Annotated in this window: 14 protein-coding genes; 9 read left to right on the forward strand and 5 right to left on the reverse strand. The window is 62.8% G+C overall.

What is annotated here, in order from left to right; translation table 11 throughout:
• Positions 1–184 precede the first annotated feature (184 nt).
• Together fixJ and fixL are read right to left on the reverse strand one after the other, a co-directional pair.
• Positions 185–829, reverse strand: a complete 645-nt coding sequence (gene fixJ, locus AB6809_RS06695) for an oxygen response regulator transcription factor FixJ (RefSeq protein ID WP_006051254.1) — start codon at positions 827–829, stop codon at positions 185–187.
• Entirely contained in the window at positions 826–3,342 is a 2,517-nt protein-coding gene (fixL, locus tag AB6809_RS06700) for an oxygen sensor histidine kinase FixL (protein WP_006051255.1), read from the reverse strand. The genes fixJ and fixL overlap by 4 nt, the downstream gene beginning before the upstream one ends.
• Before the next feature lie 275 nt (positions 3,343–3,617).
• Between fixL and aceE the strand changes: the two genes are divergently transcribed.
• The 3 genes from aceE to lpdA all read left to right on the forward strand — a co-directional run bounded on the left by aceE (position 3,618) and on the right by lpdA (position 10,107).
• Positions 3,618–6,323, forward strand: coding sequence for a pyruvate dehydrogenase (acetyl-transferring), homodimeric type (gene aceE / locus AB6809_RS06705; RefSeq protein WP_371026130.1), 2,706 nt, complete (start codon positions 3,618–3,620; stop codon positions 6,321–6,323).
• Between the two features lie 95 nt (positions 6,324–6,418).
• Complete coding sequence (aceF, locus tag AB6809_RS06710; protein ID WP_371026131.1) at positions 6,419–8,080, forward strand: dihydrolipoyllysine-residue acetyltransferase; 1,662 nt, start codon at positions 6,419–6,421, stop codon at positions 8,078–8,080.
• A gap of 251 nt (positions 8,081–8,331) precedes the next feature.
• On the forward strand, positions 8,332–10,107 hold the full coding sequence (lpdA, locus tag AB6809_RS06715; protein ID WP_371026132.1) for a dihydrolipoyl dehydrogenase: 1,776 nt from the start codon (positions 8,332–8,334) through the stop codon (positions 10,105–10,107).
• 357 nt (positions 10,108–10,464) lie between these two features.
• Here the strand turns inward: lpdA and AB6809_RS06720 are convergent, their stop codons facing one another.
• Positions 10,465–11,037 carry a phasin family protein gene (locus tag AB6809_RS06720; RefSeq protein WP_006051259.1) on the reverse strand — a complete coding sequence of 191 codons (573 nt, stop codon included), beginning with the start codon at positions 11,035–11,037 and terminating at the stop codon, positions 10,465–10,467.
• Positions 11,038–11,806: 769 nt separating this feature from the next.
• Here AB6809_RS06720 and pbpG point away from each other — a divergent pair.
• Entirely contained in the window at positions 11,807–12,991 is a 1,185-nt protein-coding gene (pbpG, locus tag AB6809_RS06725) for a D-alanyl-D-alanine endopeptidase (RefSeq protein ID WP_310399546.1), read from the forward strand.
• Between the two features lie 110 nt (positions 12,992–13,101).
• Here the strand turns inward: pbpG and AB6809_RS06730 are convergent, their stop codons facing one another.
• Positions 13,102–13,914 (reverse strand): IclR family transcriptional regulator, encoded by an 813-nt coding sequence (locus tag AB6809_RS06730; RefSeq protein WP_114156239.1) that lies wholly within the window; start codon positions 13,912–13,914, stop codon positions 13,102–13,104.
• A 179-nt stretch (positions 13,915–14,093) separates the two neighbouring features.
• On the opposite strand from AB6809_RS06730, the gene AB6809_RS06735 reads away from it, so the two are divergent.
• A complete protein-coding gene (locus AB6809_RS06735; RefSeq protein ID WP_053858443.1) occupies positions 14,094–14,816 on the forward strand; it encodes a (Fe-S)-binding protein in 723 nt (240 codons plus the stop codon).
• 18 nt (positions 14,817–14,834) lie between these two features.
• Positions 14,835–16,250: a lactate utilization protein B gene (locus tag AB6809_RS06740; protein ID WP_006051263.1), complete on the forward strand. Its 1,416-nt coding sequence runs from the start codon at positions 14,835–14,837 to the stop codon at positions 16,248–16,250.
• Between the two features lie 206 nt (positions 16,251–16,456).
• On the opposite strand, the gene AB6809_RS06745 is transcribed toward AB6809_RS06740, so the two are convergent.
• Positions 16,457–16,981, reverse strand: a complete 525-nt coding sequence (locus AB6809_RS06745; protein ID WP_044021733.1) for a hypothetical protein — start codon at positions 16,979–16,981, stop codon at positions 16,457–16,459.
• Between the two features lie 269 nt (positions 16,982–17,250).
• On the opposite strand from AB6809_RS06745, the gene AB6809_RS06750 reads away from it, so the two are divergent.
• The 3 genes from AB6809_RS06750 to iscR all read left to right on the forward strand — a co-directional run bounded on the left by AB6809_RS06750 (position 17,251) and on the right by iscR (position 18,815).
• Complete coding sequence (locus tag AB6809_RS06750) at positions 17,251–17,490, forward strand: hypothetical protein (RefSeq protein WP_107706552.1); 240 nt, start codon at positions 17,251–17,253, stop codon at positions 17,488–17,490.
• A gap of 165 nt (positions 17,491–17,655) precedes the next feature.
• Positions 17,656–18,153 carry a low molecular weight protein-tyrosine-phosphatase gene (locus tag AB6809_RS06755; RefSeq protein ID WP_107706553.1) on the forward strand — a complete coding sequence of 166 codons (498 nt, stop codon included), beginning with the start codon at positions 17,656–17,658 and terminating at the stop codon, positions 18,151–18,153.
• Positions 18,154–18,284: 131 nt separating this feature from the next.
• Positions 18,285–18,815 carry a Fe-S cluster assembly transcriptional regulator IscR gene (gene iscR / locus AB6809_RS06760; RefSeq protein WP_006051269.1) on the forward strand — a complete coding sequence of 177 codons (531 nt, stop codon included), beginning with the start codon at positions 18,285–18,287 and terminating at the stop codon, positions 18,813–18,815.
• The last annotated feature ends 26 nt before the right edge of the window (positions 18,816–18,841 follow it).

Consider the following 18,841-nt stretch of genomic DNA (forward strand, 5'->3'; position numbering starts at 1 on the left):
GTCCGTCATTATACCGGCGTGCGCGCGGGCAAGCCGACGACGTCCGCGTTAGCGGACGGCTCGCGCCGAGGCGAGCAGACAGAAGAGATAGCGGAGAAGAGCCGGACTGGACAGTCGGCCGATGACGAATGGCACACGGCGCGCCGCGGCAACTGCCGGACGCGCCGCCGACGCTTGCCAGTATTTATTGCGCCGGTTGCGGTTTGTTCGACAGCGCGAGTCGCAGCAGATCGGCGACCGTGTTGACGTTGAGCTTTTCCATGATGTTCGCGCGATGCGCTTCGACGGTCTTGATGCTGATGCCGAGGTCGTCGGCGATCTGCTTGTTGAGGCGGCCCGCGATGATGCGCTCCAGCACCTGATGCTCGCGCGCGGTCAGCTTGCCCAGGCGCTCGGCGGCGGCGCGCTGCTGCTGCACGCTGGTGCTTTCGCTGCGCGCCTTGTCGAGCATGCGCTCGACCAGCTTGCGCAGCTCGGCTTCGTCGAACGGCTTTTCGATGAAGTCCATCGCGCCTTTTTTCATCGTGGACACGGCCATCGGCACATCGCCATGACCCGTCACGAAGATGATCGGCAGCGACGCGTTGTCGGCGATCAGGCGTTCCTGCAGTTCCAGTCCGCTCATGCCGGACATCCGCACATCGAGAATCAGGCAGGCAATCTGGCCCGGATGCTGATGCGGCTGCCATGCGTCGATAAACTGCTCGGCGCTGGAGAAGCACTGCACGCGGTAGCCGTTCGCCTCCAGCAGCCAGCGCAGCGAATCTCGCACGGCCTCGTCGTCGTCGACGACAAAGACAGTTTCCTGTGTGGTGACTGGGCTGTTCATAGCTCTCCCGTAACGGTTTGTGGTGTCGGCGCCTCTGACCCGCCGTTGCTCGGGCCGTCAGGCTCTCCAATAGGCAGACTGCAATGGAACGTGGCGCCTGTGATGTGGCCGTCTGACTCGACGTTGTTGACCACCCACAGACGACCGCGGTGCGATTCGATAATCGAACGGCAAATGTTCAGCCCCATGCCCATGCCGTCGGACTTGGTGCTGTAAAACGGTTCGAACAGCCGCTCGGCGGTTGCTTCGTCGACGCCCGGGCCCTGATCCACGACGCTGATGTTGACAAAGCCGCCCTCCAGCCGCACGACGACGCGGATCACCGGATCGACCGCGTTGGGCCGCGCTTCCGCCATCGCCTCGGCGCCGTTCTTCAACAGGTTGACCAGCACCTGCTCGATCAGCACGGGGTCGACGTAAATGACGGGCAGCCGCGAGCGCATGTCGGTGACGATGCGAATGCGCCGCTTGCGCACTTCTATTTCGGCGAGACCCACGGCGTCCGCGACGATGTCCGCGACGCGCGTCGCCTGGCGCTTCGGCTCGCTGCGTTTCACGAACTCGCGAATGCGCTTGATGATCATGCCGGCGCGCACCGCCTGCTGTGCGGTTTTTTCGAGCACGGGCAGCAGATTGTCAGGCGTCGTCCGACCGGATTTAACCAGCGCAACGGTTCCGGAGCAATAGTTATTGATGGCGGCGAGCGGCTGATTCAGTTCGTGTGCGAGCGACGACGCCATTTCGCCCATCGTCATCAGACGGCTCGTGAACTGCAGCTTTTCGTCCTGCTGGCGCGACAGTTCCTGCGCCTGCTTGCGCGTGGTGATGTCGGTTGCGATCTGCATCTGCGCGAGATGGCCGTCCACCCACTGGATGTACTGACGGCGCACTTCGAACCACTTCTGGATGCTTTGCACGTAGATTTCCTGCGCGTCGGCCGTGCTTTCGGTCAACGCCGCGGCGGGCAGTCCCGCGTATGTGTCCACCATATCGATCGAATCCGACGACGCCTGTGCGCTATCGAACCCGCCGCCCGCCAATTCCAGATGACCGTCCGGGCGGATGCCGAACAGATGCCGGTAGTAGCGGTTGGCGAACAGCAGTTCGGCTTCGTCGGCGGCGAGCACGGACACGGCCGCGTCGAGACTTTCGAGCACGGTGGTGAAGCGCTCATGCGCGGCGGCGAGTTCCTCGCGCGCGCGCTTCGGCTCGGTGATGTCGGTCATCGACGACATCCAGCCGGTCTGGCGGCCCGAGCTGTCGATCAGCGGTGATACATACAGACGCGCGTGGAACGTGGAGCCGTCCTTGCGGCGCACCCGCAATTCGAATCCCGACGACGGCGCCTTGCCGCGCAGCGTCATGTCGAGCTGCCGCTGCATTTCCGGATAGGCGTCGCGCGGCCAGTAGGCGAACGGCGCCGTCTTGCCGACGAGGTCGCTTTCGTCCCAGCCGGTCATGCGGCAAAACGCGGGATTAACGTGCGTGATGCGGCCGTGCATGTCGAGCACGCGCATGCCGATCAGCACGGAGTTTTCCATCGCGCGGCGGAAGAACGCTTCGGCGTAGAGCGCCTGCTGCGCCTCGAAGCGCTGCCGCGTGTGTTTCCACAAACTCCACAAGCTCCACAGCACGAAGCACGACAAACCGGCCACCAGCCACACGAGCGTGTTGTTGGTGAAGTTCGTCATCTGCGGGAACGCGTACACGCGCACCGAGACGCCCTGGCCCGGCGGATCGAGCGGCAGATCGTAGAACATGTCGCGCGGCAGGCGCGGCCGCGTGGACGTGGTGGTCAGCTCGCGGTTGTTCGCGTCGACGATCGAAATCTTGTACTTCGCCGACAGCTCGGGCGGAATGTCGTGCTTGAGAATGCCTTCGACCGAAAACACCGCGGCGATCGAGCCGAGAAATTCGCGGTCGCGAAAGACCGGCGTTTGCAGTGTGATGTAGCCGTTGCCGAGGTCGTCGTAGATGAGCGGCGAATACACCTGGCGGCGCGTGCTGCGCGCCTCGGCGAAGGCGGCTTTGACCGCTTCGTCCATTTGCGTGTCGTTCGGCTTGGCGAGACGCTGGCCGAACACGGGCAGCGCGGTATTGGGCCAGCGCGGCTGCTGCTGGCTCGTGTACCAGTTCATGTAGAGGATTTCGGGATGCCCCTGCATGATGTCCGTGGTAGACACCTGGAACGACTGCGGATCGGCGTGGCCCGCGGCGAGGTCGCGCGCGAGCGCCTGGATCTGTTCCTGCGCGCCGGTCATGGACAGGCGAATCTGCTGCTGGGCCCATGCGACGTTACGGTAAAGCGTGTCTTCCTGCTGCTGCTGCTCGCGCCGGTTCAGGCTCCACAGAATCAGGCTCATGACGACCAGGAACACCAGGATCGACAGGAGCGGCGTCAGCAAATAGGAATTGGACCACCAGGGCCCATGGTGCCAGCGGGAGGACGGCGACGAATCCGCCGGCGAACCAGCGTTGCGCGCCGATCGAGCGAAAAGCCGTTCGGTCAACATGCGTGGCATTGTAGCGCAGCGCGTAGCTAGCAAATCACGCAAAAAATCACTGAAAGTGCCGTTATTCGGCGCACACTAGCCGACGTATCCGGGGAAAGGCAGTCAAATCAGGTTGCGCTGCAACAATTTTCCGCATTATGAGAACCGATCTCGTAATTCGAAAATTTTGTTGCGTGGACGTCGGGACCCTTATTACAATCGGCCGAAGCTGCCGCGGCCGTGCTTCGTCCGCGTCGTCTGTTCAAAGAGCGTTCCTCTATATCCAGGAGACGAGCATGTCCGCTGTACCCGACGAAGTCATGAAATATGTCGCCGCTGAAAAAGACGACGATCCCCAGGAAACCGGCGAATGGCTGGAAGCGCTGGATGGCGTGATTTCTGCTGTTGGCCCCGACCGTGCCCACTACCTGATCGAGAAACAGATCGAATTCGCCCGCGTGCATGGCGAACATCTGCCGTTCTCCGCTAACACCCCGTACATCAACACGATTCCCGTCGCGCGCCAGGCGAAGATTCCCGGCGACCAGGACATCGAACACCGCATCCGCTCGTACACGCGCTGGAACGCCATCGCGATGGTGCTGCGCGCGGGCAAGGACACCAACGTCGGCGGCCATATCGCGTCGTTCGCGTCGGCAGCCACGCTGTATGACGTCGGCTTCAACCACTTCTGGCACGCGCCGTCGCCCGAACATGGCGGCGACCTCGTGTTCGTGCAGGGTCACTCGTCGCCGGGTGTTTACTCGCGCGCGTTCCTGCTTGGCCGGCTGACCGAGCAGCAGCTCGACAACTTCCGCCAGGAAGTGGGCGGCGAGGGCATCTCGTCGTATCCGCATCCGTGGCTGATGCCGGATTTCTGGCAATTCCCGACCGTCTCGATGGGCCTCGGCCCGATCATGGCGATCTATCAGGCGCGCTTCATGAAGTACATGCAGGCGCGCGGCATCGCGAAGACCGACGGCCGCAAGGTCTGGGCTTTCCTCGGCGACGGCGAAACGGACGAACCGGAATCGCTCGGCGCGATCGGCATGGCCGGCCGCGAGCGGCTCGACAACCTCGTGTTCGTGATCAACTGCAACCTGCAGCGCCTCGACGGTCCGGTGCGCGGCAACGGCAAGATCATCCAGGAACTGGAAAGCGAATTCCGCGGCGCGGGCTGGAACGTCATCAAGGTCGTGTGGGGCAGCCGCTGGGACGCGCTGTTCCAGCGCGACAAGTCGGGCGCGCTGATGCGCCGCATGATGGAAGTCGTCGACGGCGAATATCAGACGTACAAGTCGGAGTCGGGCGCGTTCGTTCGCGAGCACTTCTTCAATACGCCGGAACTGAAGGCGCTGGTCGCCGACTGGTCGGATGAAGACGTGTGGAACCTGAACCGCGGCGGCCACGATCCGCACAAGATCTACGCCGCGTTCCACGAAGCCACGCAGACCAAGGGCCAGCCGACCGTCATCCTCGCGAAGACGATCAAGGGCTACGGCATGGGCGAAGCCGGCCAGGCGATGAACATTACCCACCAGCAGAAGAAGATGCAGGTGGAGCAGCTGAAGAAATTCCGCGACCAGTTCCGTCTGCCGATCTCCGACGAAGACCTCGTCAACGTGCCGTACCTCAAGTTCGAAGAAGGTTCGAAAGAACTCGAGTACATGCGCGCTCGCCGCCAGGAACTCGGCGGCTATCTGCCGGCGCGCCGTCAGAAGGCCGAGTCGCTGCCGGTGCCGGATCTTGCGGCATTCGAGCCGCTCCTGAAGGGCACGGGCGAAGGCCGCGAGATTTCCACGACGATGGCGTTCGTGCGGATTCTCAACATCCTGCTGAAGGACAAGGCGCTCGGCAAACGCATCGTGCCGATCGTCCCGGACGAGTCGCGTACGTTCGGCATGGAAGGTCTGTTCCGTCAGATCGGCATCTGGAATCAGGACGGCCAGAAGTACATTCCGGAAGATTCCGACCAGCTCATGTTCTACCGCGAGTCGGAAACCGGTCAGATTCTGCAGGAAGGCATCAACGAAGCCGGCGGCATGTCCGACTGGATCGCAGCCGCGACGTCGTACTCGACGCACGGCGAGATCATGATCCCGTTCTACATCTTCTACTCGATGTTCGGCTTCCAGCGCATCGGCGATCTGGCATGGGCCGCGGGCGACATGCGCTCGCGCGGTTTCCTGCTGGGCGGCACGGCAGGCCGCACGACGCTGAACGGCGAAGGTCTGCAACACGAAGACGGCCACTCGCTGCTGTGGGCCGCGTCGGTGCCGAACTGCATCAGCTATGACCCGACGTTCGGTTACGAACTCGCCGTCATCATGCAGGACGGCCTGCGCCGCATGGTCGCGGAGCAGGAAGACGTGTACTACTACATCACGGTGATGAACGAGAACTACGAGCACCCGGCGATTCCGCAGGGCGCGGGTCTGGAGAACGTAGCGGCCGACATCATCAAGGGCATGTACGCGTTCCGCAAAGCCGACGCTGACAAGAAAGCGCCGCGTGTTCAACTGATGGGCGCGGGCACGATCTTCAACGAAGTGATCGCCGCCGCCGACCTGCTGAAGAACGACTGGGGCGTCGCCGCCGATCTGTGGAGCGTGCCGAGCTTCACCGAACTCGCTCGCGAAGGTCACGAAGTGCAGCGCTGGAACATGCTGCATCCGACGGAAGAAAAGAAGCTCTCGCACGTCGAGAAGCTGCTGAAGGACGCGCCTGGTCCGGTGATTGCCTCGACCGATTACGTTCGCGCGCTGACCGAGCAGATTCGCGCGTTCGTGCCGCAGAAGTTCGTCGTGCTGGGCACGGACGGCTATGGCCGTTCGGACACGCGCGAGAAGCTGCGCCACTTCTTCGAAGTCGACCGCTACTGGGTCACGGTTGCCGCGTTGAATGCACTGGCAGACGAGGGCACGATCGAACGCAAGGTCGTCGCCGAGGCGCTCAAGAAGTACAACCTTGATCCCGCCAAACCCAACCCGATGACCGTCTAAGGCATCATTCCCCGTGTGCCACGGCGTGCGCGCCCGCCACTGACCGGTTCCGACCGGCAGCGGCAGTCGCGTGCGCGGCCCAGGAGACACTAACAATGAGTCAAGCGATCGAAGTCAAGGTGCCGGACATCGGCGATTACAAGGACATTCCTGTGATCGAGGTGCTGGTCAAGGCGGGTGATACCGTCGAGAAAGAGCAATCGCTCGTTACGCTGGAGTCCGACAAGGCGACGATGGATGTGCCGAGTTCGGCGGCCGGCGTCGTCAAGGAAGTGAAGGTCAAGGTCGGCGACAACGTGTCGGAAGGTTCGCTGATCGTGGTGCTGGATGGCGCTGAAGGCGGCGCGGCTGCGGCTGCTCCGGCGGCTGCGCCTGCACCCGCACCTGCGGCTACTCCCGCGCCTGCACCGGCTGCGGCTCCGGCCGCTGCACCGGCCGCAAGCGGCGGCGGTCTGCAGGAAGTCAAAGTGCCGGATATCGGCGACTACAAAGACATTCCCGTGATCGAAGTCGCGGTGAAGGTCGGGGATCGCGTCGAGAAAGAGCAGTCGCTGGTCACGCTCGAATCCGACAAGGCGACGATGGACGTGCCGAGTTCCGCGGCCGGCGTCGTCAAGGAAGTGAAGGTCAAGGTCGGCGATACCGTGTCGGAAGGCTCGGTGATCGTCGTCGTGGAAGCCGAAGGCGGCGCTGCGGCGCCCGCGCCGGCTCCCGCGGCCAAGCAGCAAGCCGAAAAGCCGTCGGATGCGCCTGCCGCGCCGTCGCCCGCACCGGCCGCTCCGTCCGCACTCGCACAAGCGCCTTCGATCCCGGCAGGCGAGGGCGGTTCGCGCCGCGCGAGCCACGCTTCGCCGTCGGTGCGCAAGTTCGCGCGCGAACTCGGCGTCGACGTGACGCAGGTTCAGGGCACAGGTCCGAAAGGCCGCATTACGCAAGCCGACGTCACGGCGTTCATCAAGGGCGTGATGACGGGCCAGCGCGCGGCGCCGGCCGGCGCAGCCGCGCCTGCAGCCGGCGGCGGCGAGCTGAATCTGCTGCCGTGGCCGAAGGTCGACTTCTCCAAGTTCGGCCCGTTCGAAGCGAAGCCGCTGTCGCGCATCAAGAAGATTTCGGGCGCGAACCTGCATCGCAACTGGGTCATGATTCCGCACGTCACGAACAACGACGAAGCCGACATCACCGAACTCGAAGCGTTGCGCGTGCAGTTGAACAAGGAAAACGAAAAGGCCGGCGTGAAGATCACGATGCTGGCGTTCGTCATCAAGGCCGTTGTGTCGGCGTTGAAGAAATTCCCGACGTTCAACGCGAGCCTCGACGGCGACAACCTCGTGTTCAAGCAGTACTACCACGTGGGTTTTGCAGCCGATACGCCGAACGGTCTCGTCGTTCCGGTGATTCGCGATGCGGACAAGAAGGGTCTCGTCGAGATCGCGAAGGAAATGACCGATCTTTCCAAGGCCGCGCGTGAAGGCAAGCTCAAGCCGGATCAGATGCAAGGCGGCTGCTTCTCGATTTCGTCACTGGGCGGAATCGGCGGCACTAACTTCACGCCGATTATCAATGCGCCTGAAGTCGCTATTCTTGGGCTGTCGCGTGGCGCGATGAAGCCGGTGTGGGACGGTAAGCAGTTTGTGCCGCGTCTCATGCTGCCGCTGTCGTTGTCTTATGACCATCGGGTGATCGACGGGGCTGAGGCTGCGCGCTTCAATGCGTATCTTGGGGCGATTCTTGCCGATTTTCGGCGTGTGATTCTTTGATGTGGTGTTGCGCGGGGCGCTGGTTTTTTTCTGTGATCAGTGTCTCTCTGTAGAACCTGTTTTCTTAGTGGTCTATTGGCGCTGCCCCTGTGCGGGGCGGCACCTACTTTTCTTTGTCTTCCAAAGAAAAGTAGGCAAAAGAAAGGCGCGTCCTTCGGCGGACTGCAAAAGGTGATTCTGTTTGGCGCGCTGCCAGTTTTTGGGCCCTGGGCGGGTTCTTCTCATCACCATCAACAAGACTAGGGGACACTATGAGTCTCGTCGAAGTAAAAGTGCCGGATATCGGTGACTTCAAGGACGTCGATGTCATCGAAGTCAATATCAAACCGGGCGATGCGATCGAAAAAGAACAGTCGCTGCTGACGCTCGAGTCCGATAAGGCATCCATGGAAGTGCCGAGCGATACCGCCGGCATCGTCAAGGAAATCCGTATCAAAGCCGGCGATAAAGTCTCGCAAGGCACCGTCATCGCGCTCGTCGAAACGTCCGGCGAAGCAGCGCCCGCTAAAGAAACTCCGAAGGCCGCGGAAAAAGCGCCTGCACCCGCGCCGGCTCCCGCCGCCGCGCCGGGCGCCGCCGCGCCCGCGCCGCAAGCGGGCAGCTTCTCGGGCAACGCGGATATCGAGTGCGACATGCTCGTGCTCGGTTCGGGCCCTGGCGGCTATTCGGCTGCATTCCGGTCCGCCGATCTCGGTATGAAGACGGTGCTCGTCGAGCGTTATTCGACGCTGGGCGGCGTGTGCCTGAACGTCGGCTGTATCCCGTCGAAAGCGCTGCTGCACACGGCGCTCGTCATCGACGAAGCCGAAGCGCTCGGCGCGCACGGCATCACGTTTTCCAAACCGCAGATCGATCTGGACAAGCTGCGCGACTTCAAGTCGGGTGTCGTCAAGAAGCTGACCGGCGGTCTCGCCGGCATGGCGAAGATGCGCAAGGTCGAAGTGGTCACGGGCACCGGCGCGTTCGTCGATCCGAACCACATGGAAGTACAAACCGAGGGCGGCAAAAAGGTCGTCCGGTTCAAGCAGGCGATCATCGCCGCGGGCTCTGAAGCGGTGAAGCTGCCGTTCATTCCGGAAGATCCGCGTGTGGTCGATTCGACCGGCGCGCTCGAACTGCGTCAGATTCCGCAGCGCATGCTGGTGATCGGCGGCGGCATCATCGGGCTCGAAATGGCGACGGTCTACGCCACGCTCGGCGCGAAGATCGACGTCGTCGAAATGCTCGACGGTCTGATGGCCGGCGCGGACCGCGATCTGGTCAAGGTCTGGGAAAAGTACAACAGCAAGCGTTTCGCCAACGTCATGCTGAAGACCAAAACCACCGCGGCCGAAGCGAAAGAGGACGGCATCTACGTGTCGTTCGAAGGGGAGAAGGCTCCGGCGGAAGCGCAGCGTTATGACCTCGTGCTGGTCGCGGTCGGACGCTCGCCGAACGGCAAGAAGATCGGCGCGGACAAGGCCGGCGTGGCGGTCACGGATCGCGGCTTTATCGACGTCGACAAGCAGATGCGCACCAACGTGCCGCACATCTTCGCGATCGGCGATATCGTCGGTCAGCCGATGCTCGCGCACAAAGCCGTCCACGAAGGACACGTTGCCGCCGAAGCCGCTCACGGCGAGAAGGCGTACTTCGACGCGCTGCAGATTCCGTCGGTGGCTTATACCGATCCCGAAGTGGCGTGGGCCGGCAAGACCGAAGACCAGTTGAAGGCAGAAGGCATCAAGTACGGCAAGGCGGTGTTCCCGTGGGCCGCATCGGGCCGCGCGATTGCCAACGGCCGCGACGAGGGCTTCACGAAGCTGCTGTTCGACGAGGAAACGCATCGCGTGATCGGCGGCGGTATCGTCGGTCTGAATGCGGGTGACCTCATCAGCGAAGTGTGCCTCGCGATCGAAATGGGCGCGGACGCGGAAGACATCGGCAAGACGATTCATCCGCACCCGACGCTCGGCGAATCGATCGGCATGGCCGCCGAACTGTACGAAGGCGTCTGTACCGATTTGCCGCCGCAGAAAAAGAAGTAATGCGTTTGGCTCATCCGCATGCGTGCGGATGGCGCTCAAAAAGAAACGGCGCGCCCTTTGCGGGGCGCGCCGTTTTTCATCTGAAGCTCAATCGCATTCGAGCCGCGGTCCGAAACGAAGCAACGCCGCGAACGCCGCGCAAAAAAATCCCGGCGCTTCGCCGGGCAAACGATACGTCATTCAACGTATCGGAGCGTTCGGCCAATTGAAACCGTGTGAGCGGCAACGGCACGACGCTGTTGCTTACAGCAACGCCGGCGCAGCGATGAAGCTGGGCCGGCGCAAACGATGCCCGAAGCAAGGCCTCGGGTCAGTCGACCCAGGCTCCGACAGCGAGCCTGGAAGCAGACCGGAAACTTAGACCGGCTTCTTGGCCGAGCGCGAAGCTTGTGCAGCGGCTTGCGATGCAGCCTTCGAAGCGGCCGTAGCGGCTGCGTTGAAGTTGCTTTCCGCGATTTCGACAGCTTGCTTCGTGGCCTTGTGGACCGTTTCGTACGTGGTGTTGGCGGCAGTGATGGCCGACTTGATCACGGCGACAGCGGTTTCCGAACCGGCCGGTGCATTCTTCGCGACGTTTTCGACGAGCGACTGAACCTTGCGGTTCTGCTCTTCGAACTGCGCTTCCGCTACGCGGGCGAACTCGCCTTGCGTTGCCGAAACGATTTCGTACACGTGACGGCCATACGACAGCGCCTTTTCAGCGACCGGCTGCGCGAGGCTCGCTTGCAGTGCCAGCAGTTCCTGCGCGTCTTTCACCGACAGCGCGCGCTGGGCATTTTCCTGGCTTTCCGCGAGCGTCGATTTCACGACTTGCAGGTTCAGTTCGACCAGCTTTTCGACGCCTTCGAATGCCTTGGTGGTGAGGCCGAACAGCGTTTCGAAGTTGGCTTTCTGGGCTGCAGCGAATTGCTCGGGGGTCAGCAAAGTCATGGTTTACGCTCCTGGATTGCGGCCGAACTCTGCGACCGCATTGGGTGGTGGCGAGACGCACAAATTCGTCTGCCCGGACCGCGATGTATTGTGCATCGCAGCAATGAGTTCTATTTTAAGATGGCGCCAAGGAATGTCAAGTGGTTTTTGTGCGTTGCACAATCTTAAGAAACCACTTAGGAAACAATAGCTTATGCGCTCTGAATGACAGCCGCATGACGCGGAACGATTGACCGTTCTTGCCAGTGGAAAGTCCGAAAACGGTATTTTGTTCCGGCTCCAACAGCCTCTCCGAGGCGCTTTTGCGTGCACCGCAGAAAAAACCGTGAGGGGTCTATTTAACAAAAGCTCGGCGCGGATGCGAATTGATGTAAACCATAAACTGTCACGGAACGTTAATCGTTGATGCCGGTCGAACGCGCGTCTGCGATTTGCAGCGGGCATTTAAGACAACGTGCGCTGCGCGTGTTGGCTCGCTTGCGTCCGCGGCGCGAGACCTCGTTGGCCGCGACAGCCGTGTTTCCCCTCATCAAGGTTGTCTCGAAATTGCCGTTATGCTGAAAGGACCACACCCTTTTTCAGGGTGACGGTGGTGGCGAGGCGCGGCGCTCCGATCGTTTTTATCGATCGAAGCGCGGCACTTATTTGCGTTTTTGCGATCGGAGCTTATAAGCTGGTTTAAGGAGCGCAGATAAGTGCTTCAAATTGCTAATTTTTCGTTGTTTTACTACACTTGCGGAACCCTCTCGCCGCTCCCTACAGAACACCCATGAAAACCGACATGTTTTCGTCGCTAAAAGTGATCCACGGCGCGGCGCGCAGCACCGCTTTGTCGGTGGCCGCCTCCATGGTCCTCGCGGCGGCGCTTGGCACGCCCGTGAGCACTTTTGCCGCGACGCCCGCTGCCTCCGCAAAAACCTCGAAGCACGCGAAGGCCGGCAAGAAGCCCGCCGCCGCAACCAAGGTCTCGAGCAAAGCTGTGAAAGCCGGCAGCAAAGGCGCGGTCGCGAAGGCCGCCGCCGCTGATGACGACGCGCCGCGCGCGAGCGTCAAGCGCAAGCGCGTGACCTATACGTCGAACGGCCGTCACCACTCGGTGGTGCGGCGCGTTGCCTATGAGCCGCGCCAGCCGACCGTCGGCCAGGCATTCGGCCTGCACGAGACGCCGGACGCGCTGATGCTGCGCTCGAGCGTCGCGTACGTGGTCGACCAGAACACCGGCGAGTCGCTCTTCGATAAAAACTCGCGCGCCGTGGTGCCGATCGCGTCCATCACGAAGCTGATGACGGCGATGGTCGTACTGGATTCGAAAGAGCCGATGACCGATCAGCTCGAAGTCACGGACGAAGACCGCGACTACGAAAAGAACACCGGCTCGCGCCTGTCCGTCGGCTCGGTGCTGTCGCGCGAAGACATGCTGCATATCGCGCTGATGGCGTCGGAAAACCGTGCTGCCGCCGCGCTGTCGCGCTACTACCCGGGCGGCCGGCCGGCGTTCCTCGCCGCCATGAACGCCAAGGCGCGGCAACTCGGCATGACCGACACGCACTTCGAGAATCCCACCGGTTTGACGAGCCAGAACGTGTCGAGCGCGCGCGATCTCGTGAAGATGGTCAATGCGGCGTATCAATATCCGCTGATCCGCCGGTTCTCGACGGACCGCAGCTACGAGGTGTACACGGGCAAGCGCACGCTCGCGTACAACAGCACGAATGCGCTCGTGCGTAACCCGACGTGGGAGATCGGTCTGCAAAAGACCGGCTTCATCAACGAAGCGGGCGAGTGCCTCGTGATGCAGGCCAATATTCATGGCCGTCCGATGGTGCTCGTGCTGCTCGACTCGTCGGGCAAGTACTCGCGTTTCGCCGACGCCACGCGGCTGCGCACGTGGCTCGACAACGGCGGCGATCAGGCGCGTATCACGAGCGCGGACGCCGGCGGGCCGGGCACCTGAGCGCGCTGTGTTTCTGGATTTGCGGTCGGTTGAAGAATCGGTCGCCGCAATCGAAAAGCCCCGCATTTGCGGGGCTTTTCGTTGCACGCTGCGATTCGCGGACTCACGACTTATGCATGCGAGCCCGAATGATGTCCGTGATCCTGCGAAGCCTGCGGCCGATACCCCAGCGCTTCGGAAATCACGAGCGCCGTCTGGCTAAGCTGACCTAGCCAGGAATCTTGCAGGCGGTCGGCCGGCGCCGAAAGCGACAGACCCGCGACGAGTTTGCCCGTGTCGTCGTAGATGCCCGCGGCGATGCAGCGCACGCCGAGCTCCAGTTCTTCGTTGTCGCGCGCGCACGCTTGCTGGCGCACATGCGACAGTTCGCGCTCGAGCTTGGCTAAGTCGGTGATGCTGTTTTGCGTGTGGCCCGACAGGCCCGTGCGGGTCGCGTAGGCGCGCACGCGCGTCGATTCGTCGGCGGCGAGGAAGAGTTTGCCGACCGACGTCAGATGCAGCGGCGCGCGTCCGCCGATGGCCCGCACCACCTGCATGCCCGAACGCTCGGAGTAAGCGCGCTCGATGTACACGATCTCGTCGCCCTGACGCACCGACAGGTTCACCGTCTGGCCCGTCTGCCGATGCAGTTCGCGCATCGGCGTGAGCGCCGCGTCGCGCACGGACAGCCGCGCCTTCACGAGATTGCCGAGTTCCAGCAGGCGCATGCCGAGCCGGTACGTGCCGGGATCGGACCGGTCGACGAGCCGGCACATCACCATGTCGTTCAGGATGCGGTGCGCGGTGGACGGATGCAGTTCCGTGCGGATGGCGAGTTCTTTCAGGCTGACCGGGTCGCTATGCGCGGCGAGTGCGTCGAGCAGGCGCATCATGCGTTCGATCACCTGGATCGAAGTTTTGGGATCCGGGTTCGTGTCGCTCATAAGAAGAATCGGTTGACGCGTCAAACAGCGGAAACTGATTGTATCTCGTATCGTGAAAAAAGCGAACGCACTTGGAAGCGGCCTTCGAATTCGGCGAGGCGTTCGTCCTATGCCTTCCGGGCGTTGGTATTGTGCGCCAAACAGCGGATAATCAGGGACGTTTTCCCGGAGGAGGGCTCATGCGAGTCGGATTGTTCGTCACCTGCCTGATCGACCTGATGCGGCCCGAAATCGGTTTTTCGGTGATCAAGCTGCTCGAAGGCGCCGGTTTTGAAGTGGTGGTGCCGCCGGCGCAAACGTGCTGTGGCCAGCCCGCGTACAACTCGGGCGAGCGGCGCATCGCCCGCGACCTCGCCGAGAAAACCTTGCGCGAATTCGAGCAGTTCGACTACGTGGTGGTGCCGTCAGGCTCGTGCGGCGGCATGATCCGCACGCATTACGGCGATCTCTTCGCCGACGACCCCGAACTGATGAATCGCTTCGGCCGCCTGCGCGCCAGGGTGTTCGAGCTGACCGACTTCCTCGTCAACGTCGCCAAAGTGCGGTTGCAGCCAGGCGAATTCGCCGGACAGGTCACCTATCACGATTCGTGTTCCGGTCTGCGCGAACTCGGCGTCAAGGCGCAGCCGCGCGAACTGCTCGCCCAGGTGGGCGTCGCGGTGACCGAAATGAAGGGCTGCGAACACTGCTGCGGCTTCGGCGGCACGTTTGCGGTGAAGTACGGCGACATCTCCACGGCGATCGTCGACGAAAAATGCGCGAATATCCGCGACAGCGGCGCGGGCGCGGTGGTGCTCGGCGACCTCGGCTGCATGCTCAATATCGAAGGGCGCCTGAGGCGCACCGGCGATACCGCGACGCGCGTGCTGCACATCGCGCAGGTCCTGGCCGGCGACGTATAACGGGGTAAGGGGACCGCCATGCAAATCCAATCGATGCAATTCAAGGCGCGCGCCGGTCAGAAGCTCGCGGACCAGCGGCTGCAGCAGAACCTGACCAAACTGTCCACCAAGTTCGTCTCCGCGCGCGCCGCGGCGCTGACCGCGATCGACTTTCCCGCCACGCGGGACGCACTGAAGGAGCGCCGCAACCGGGCGCTCGAAAATCTGGACGTGTGGCTCGAGACGTTCGAACGCGAGGCGGCCCGGCGCGGCGTCACCGTGCTCTTTGCCGAGACCACGCAGGAGGCCGCGCGGCTCGTCGGCGAAATTGCACGCCGGCACGATGTGAAGAAGGTGATCAAGACCAAGTCGATGGTCACCGAGGAAATGCGCCTGAACGAGGTGCTCGGACAGATGGGCGTGCAATCCATCGAGACCGATCTCGGCGAATACATTCTGCAGATCAACGACAACGAGCCGCCTAGCCACATCATCGCGCCCGTCGTCCACAAGGATAAGGACGAGATCGCCGACCTGTTCGCCAAAACGCACGGCCGGCCGCGGCTTACCGAAATTCCCGATATGACGCTGGAAGCCCGGCAGGTGCTTCGCCCGCACTTCATGAGCGCGGACATGGGTGTGACCGGCGGCAACTTCGTGATCGCGGAAACCGGCTCCGTGGTGCTCGTCACCAATGAGGGCAACGAAGGCATGTGTACGGTGATGCCGCGCGTGCATGTCGCCGTCACCGGCATCGAAAAGGTGCTGCCCACGCTCGAAGACCTTGCGACGGCCATGCGCTTGCTGCCGCGCTCGGCGACGGGCCAGACCACGTCCAACTATTTCTCGGTGCTGACCGGGCCGCGAGGCGAGGGCGATCAGGACGGGCCCGAGCATATGTATGTGGTGCTCGTCGACGGCGGGCGCACGGGGCTGATCGGCGGCGATTTTCAGGAGATGCTCCGCTGCATTCGTTGCGGCGCGTGCATGAATCATTGCCCGGTGTATCAGAAAGTCGGCGGCCATGCCTACGGCTGGGTGTATCCCGGCCCGATGGGTTCTGTGCTGACGCCGAGCTACGTCGGCCTCGATAAGGCGCTCGATCTGCCGCAAGCAGCCACGCTGTGCGGCGAGTGCAATAGCGTATGTCCGGTCGGCATTCCGTTGTCCGATCTGCTGCGCAAACTGCGCGAGAAGCAGGTCGAACGGCGCCTGCGTCCGTGGAAGGAGCGCGCGGGTCTCGCAGTGTGGGGTTTTCTGGCGATGCATCCGGACGCTTACGCGCTCGTCACGAAACTCGCTGTGCGGGTGCTGGAGCGCATGGGCGGGCGCAATCGGTCGATTGCGAAGCTCCCTTTGGGCGGCGCCGGCTGGACGAATACGCGGGATATGCCCGCGCCGGTTGGACGCACGTTCCGGGAGTTGTACGCCGCGCAACGCAGTCATATCGGCTGAAGAAGGTTGGGGCGGCGCTCTGCCGTCGCGCGAGTGCTACTGCTACTGCTAGTGAGTTGTGCAACGTGCCGGTAGAAGTTTTCGCGAGAGCCAACCGCTGTTGCGACGGCGCCGGTGCCATACGCCAAGGCTGGCCCGCGTGGCAAGTCGCTTGACACGCCGCGGCGTGCCCGCGGCGTGCCGTTCACCGCCGCTAAAGCGCTGCTCTAATGCGTCGTCATGCCCCGAGCCGGATTGCCTCTCAACACGGGTGCGCCGGCATCGCCGCGACCGCCCGCCTGCGGTGCTGGCGCCGGCGCGGGCGGCGGCGGGGGCGGCGGCGCGACGCCGGGCCGCGGCGCATTCGAGCCGCTCGGACCGCGCGGACCCGCGACCGCTCCCTGCGGAGGCGGTCCGCCGTTGGGCTGGCCGCGAGGTCCACCGTTGGGTTGGCCATGCGGCCCACCGTTTCCGCCCCGATTGCCGTGGTCTCCGTCGTAGTACGGCCGCCCTCGGTATCCGCCGTATCCTGGACCGTAATAGCGCCCCGGACCGCCGTAATAGCCCGGACCGTAATAATTGCTGTAGCCCATGTAGACGTTCGTCTGCGGGACGGGCGCGCCGTACGCGTCGTAGTAGCCGTCGTAGGTGCTGTAGCCGTTGCTGTACATCGGCGTGCCGTCCGGATAGACGGCGCAGCCGCCGAGCAGGGCGGCGACGGCGACAGCGGCAAAGGGTGCGAAGCGTTTCATTTCAAGCCCGAGACAGTAGGTTTCGTAGTAATGAGACCGCAATTATGCGCATCCGTGGCGGTAGCTTTGTATGCTTTTGTAAGGACTTATTTTTCGTGCCAGGCGTGAGCCGATCGCGCCTGATCGTGTCCGCATCAAATCACTGTTCCATTTCCGACAACGCTGTATCGCGCCTGAGCCGGTTTTTCCCGATTGGCTATTCCTATAGGATTCGTCATGGGCATAGTAAGCGATGAGCTTAGCTACCCCTCCTCTGGAAGAACGACATCATGAAAAAGACAATAGCGGTGTACTGGCCTCTCGCACTGGTCGTCGGATTAGCGGCAGTGGCGTATCTGCACATTTGCGGCGATCTGTCCGCGCGCGGCTCGCAGGCGCCGCTGGCGGCAGACCAATTGACCGCCGAACTGGCGCGGGCGGCGTCCTACGGCATGATCGACGACGCGTCGTCCGCGCCGGTCAAGCCGTTGCGCACCGTGACCGCGCTGCCTCTGGCGCAGGCGTCCTGAACTTGAACCTGAGCCCGCGAGCGGCCGAAGCAATGCCGGGCGGCGTCCGCGGCGCGATTTCGTGCGCCTTTGTATAATCGCGGCACCGCGCGGCGGGCGTCGCGTCGCGGCGTATTTGCCGCCATTCGCACCTCACCGCGCCGAAAAGCGCAAAAGAAGCCTCCGATGAAAACTGTGTCCATCTGCTTTGTCTGCCTCGGGAACATCTGCCGTTCGCCGACCGCGGAAGCCGTGATGCGCCGTCTCGTCGACGAGGCGAAGCTCGGTGGGCGCATTCTGATCGACTCCGCCGGCACGGGAGACTGGCACATCGGCCAGCCGCCGGACGAGCGCGCGCAGCAGGCCGCGCGCGGCCGCGGCTACGATCTCGCGGCACTGCGTGGGCGGCAGATAGCCGACATCGACTTCGACCGCTTCGACTTGCTGATCGCAATGGACGACAAGAACGTCGCCGCGCTGCGCCAGGTGTGTCCGCCGGACCAGCAGGACAAGATTCGCCTGCTGATGGAATTCGTGCCCGAAAGCGACGCTCGCTGGAGCGGTTCGCGCGAAGTCGTCGATCCGTATTTCGGCGGCGCGGAAGGTTTCGAGCAGGTGCTGGATCAATGCGAGGCGGCTTGCCGCGGGCTCATCGCCGCATTGCGCCCCCAATTGATCGACTAGGTCGCGGCGTCGCTGGGAAAAAGCGCGCGAGCAATTAAGTAATGACCCACATCCCAGGAGGGATACTTGACTAAATCGGTCATGTATTTATACTTGACAAAACTTGTCGAGAATAGCGGTTCCCCATACATATGAGACTCACCACGAAAGGCCGTTTCGCCGTCACGGCGATGATCGACCTGGCTTTACGCCAGGAGCAGGGCCCGGTGACGCTTGCAGGTATCAGCCAGCGCCAGCATATCTCCCTGTCGTACCTCGAGCAGCTGTTTGGCAAGCTGCGTCGTCATGAAATCGTCGAGTCCGTGCGCGGGCCGGGCGGCGGCTACAATCTCGCGCGCCGCGCCGAAGACGTGACGGTGGCCGACATCATCATCGCGGTGGACGAGCCGCTCGACGCCACCCAATGCGGCGGCAAGGGCTCGTGCGAGGGCACCAAGCAGCACGACGGCCATTGCATGACGCATGAGCTGTGGTCCACGCTGAACCAGAAAATGGTCGAGTACCTGGATTCGGTCTCGCTGAAAGATCTGGTCGACCAGCAACGTTCGCGCGAAGGCGCGCCGGCCGTTCTGCGCGACAGGCGCAGTGAGGCGCCGGCGGTCGAGCCGGTTCGCGTGGCGCCCAAAGGTCCTAATTCCGTTTTCAACATGGCCGGTTCGTAAGACGCGGCGCGGCATACCGCAGCGCG

The organism is Paraburkholderia sp. RCC_158 (genome assembly GCF_041355255.1).
In the GTDB taxonomy this organism is placed as follows: domain Bacteria; phylum Pseudomonadota; class Gammaproteobacteria; order Burkholderiales; family Burkholderiaceae; genus Paraburkholderia; species Paraburkholderia graminis.

What these genes read in the sequence shown, in the direction of transcription:
- fixJ (WP_006051254.1), bottom strand. Translation starts at nt 829, where the DNA reads ATGAACAGCCCAGTCACCACACAGGAAACTGTCTTTGTCGTCGACGAC.
- fixL (WP_006051255.1), bottom strand. Translation starts at nt 3,342, where the DNA reads ATGTTGACCGAACGGCTTTTCGCTCGATCGGCGCGCAACGCTGGTTCG.
- aceE (WP_371026130.1), top strand. Translation starts at nt 3,618, where the DNA reads ATGTCCGCTGTACCCGACGAAGTCATGAAATATGTCGCCGCTGAAAAA.
- aceF (WP_371026131.1), top strand. Translation starts at nt 6,419, where the DNA reads ATGAGTCAAGCGATCGAAGTCAAGGTGCCGGACATCGGCGATTACAAG.
- lpdA (WP_371026132.1), top strand. Translation starts at nt 8,332, where the DNA reads ATGAGTCTCGTCGAAGTAAAAGTGCCGGATATCGGTGACTTCAAGGAC.
- AB6809_RS06720 (WP_006051259.1), bottom strand. Translation starts at nt 11,037, where the DNA reads ATGACTTTGCTGACCCCCGAGCAATTCGCTGCAGCCCAGAAAGCCAAC.
- pbpG (WP_310399546.1), top strand. Translation starts at nt 11,807, where the DNA reads ATGAAAACCGACATGTTTTCGTCGCTAAAAGTGATCCACGGCGCGGCG.
- AB6809_RS06730 (WP_114156239.1), bottom strand. Translation starts at nt 13,914, where the DNA reads ATGAGCGACACGAACCCGGATCCCAAAACTTCGATCCAGGTGATCGAA.
- AB6809_RS06735 (WP_053858443.1), top strand. Translation starts at nt 14,094, where the DNA reads ATGCGAGTCGGATTGTTCGTCACCTGCCTGATCGACCTGATGCGGCCC.
- AB6809_RS06740 (WP_006051263.1), top strand. Translation starts at nt 14,835, where the DNA reads ATGCAAATCCAATCGATGCAATTCAAGGCGCGCGCCGGTCAGAAGCTC.
- AB6809_RS06745 (WP_044021733.1), bottom strand. Translation starts at nt 16,981, where the DNA reads ATGAAACGCTTCGCACCCTTTGCCGCTGTCGCCGTCGCCGCCCTGCTC.
- AB6809_RS06750 (WP_107706552.1), top strand. Translation starts at nt 17,251, where the DNA reads ATGAAAAAGACAATAGCGGTGTACTGGCCTCTCGCACTGGTCGTCGGA.
- AB6809_RS06755 (WP_107706553.1), top strand. Translation starts at nt 17,656, where the DNA reads ATGAAAACTGTGTCCATCTGCTTTGTCTGCCTCGGGAACATCTGCCGT.
- iscR (WP_006051269.1), top strand. Translation starts at nt 18,285, where the DNA reads ATGAGACTCACCACGAAAGGCCGTTTCGCCGTCACGGCGATGATCGAC.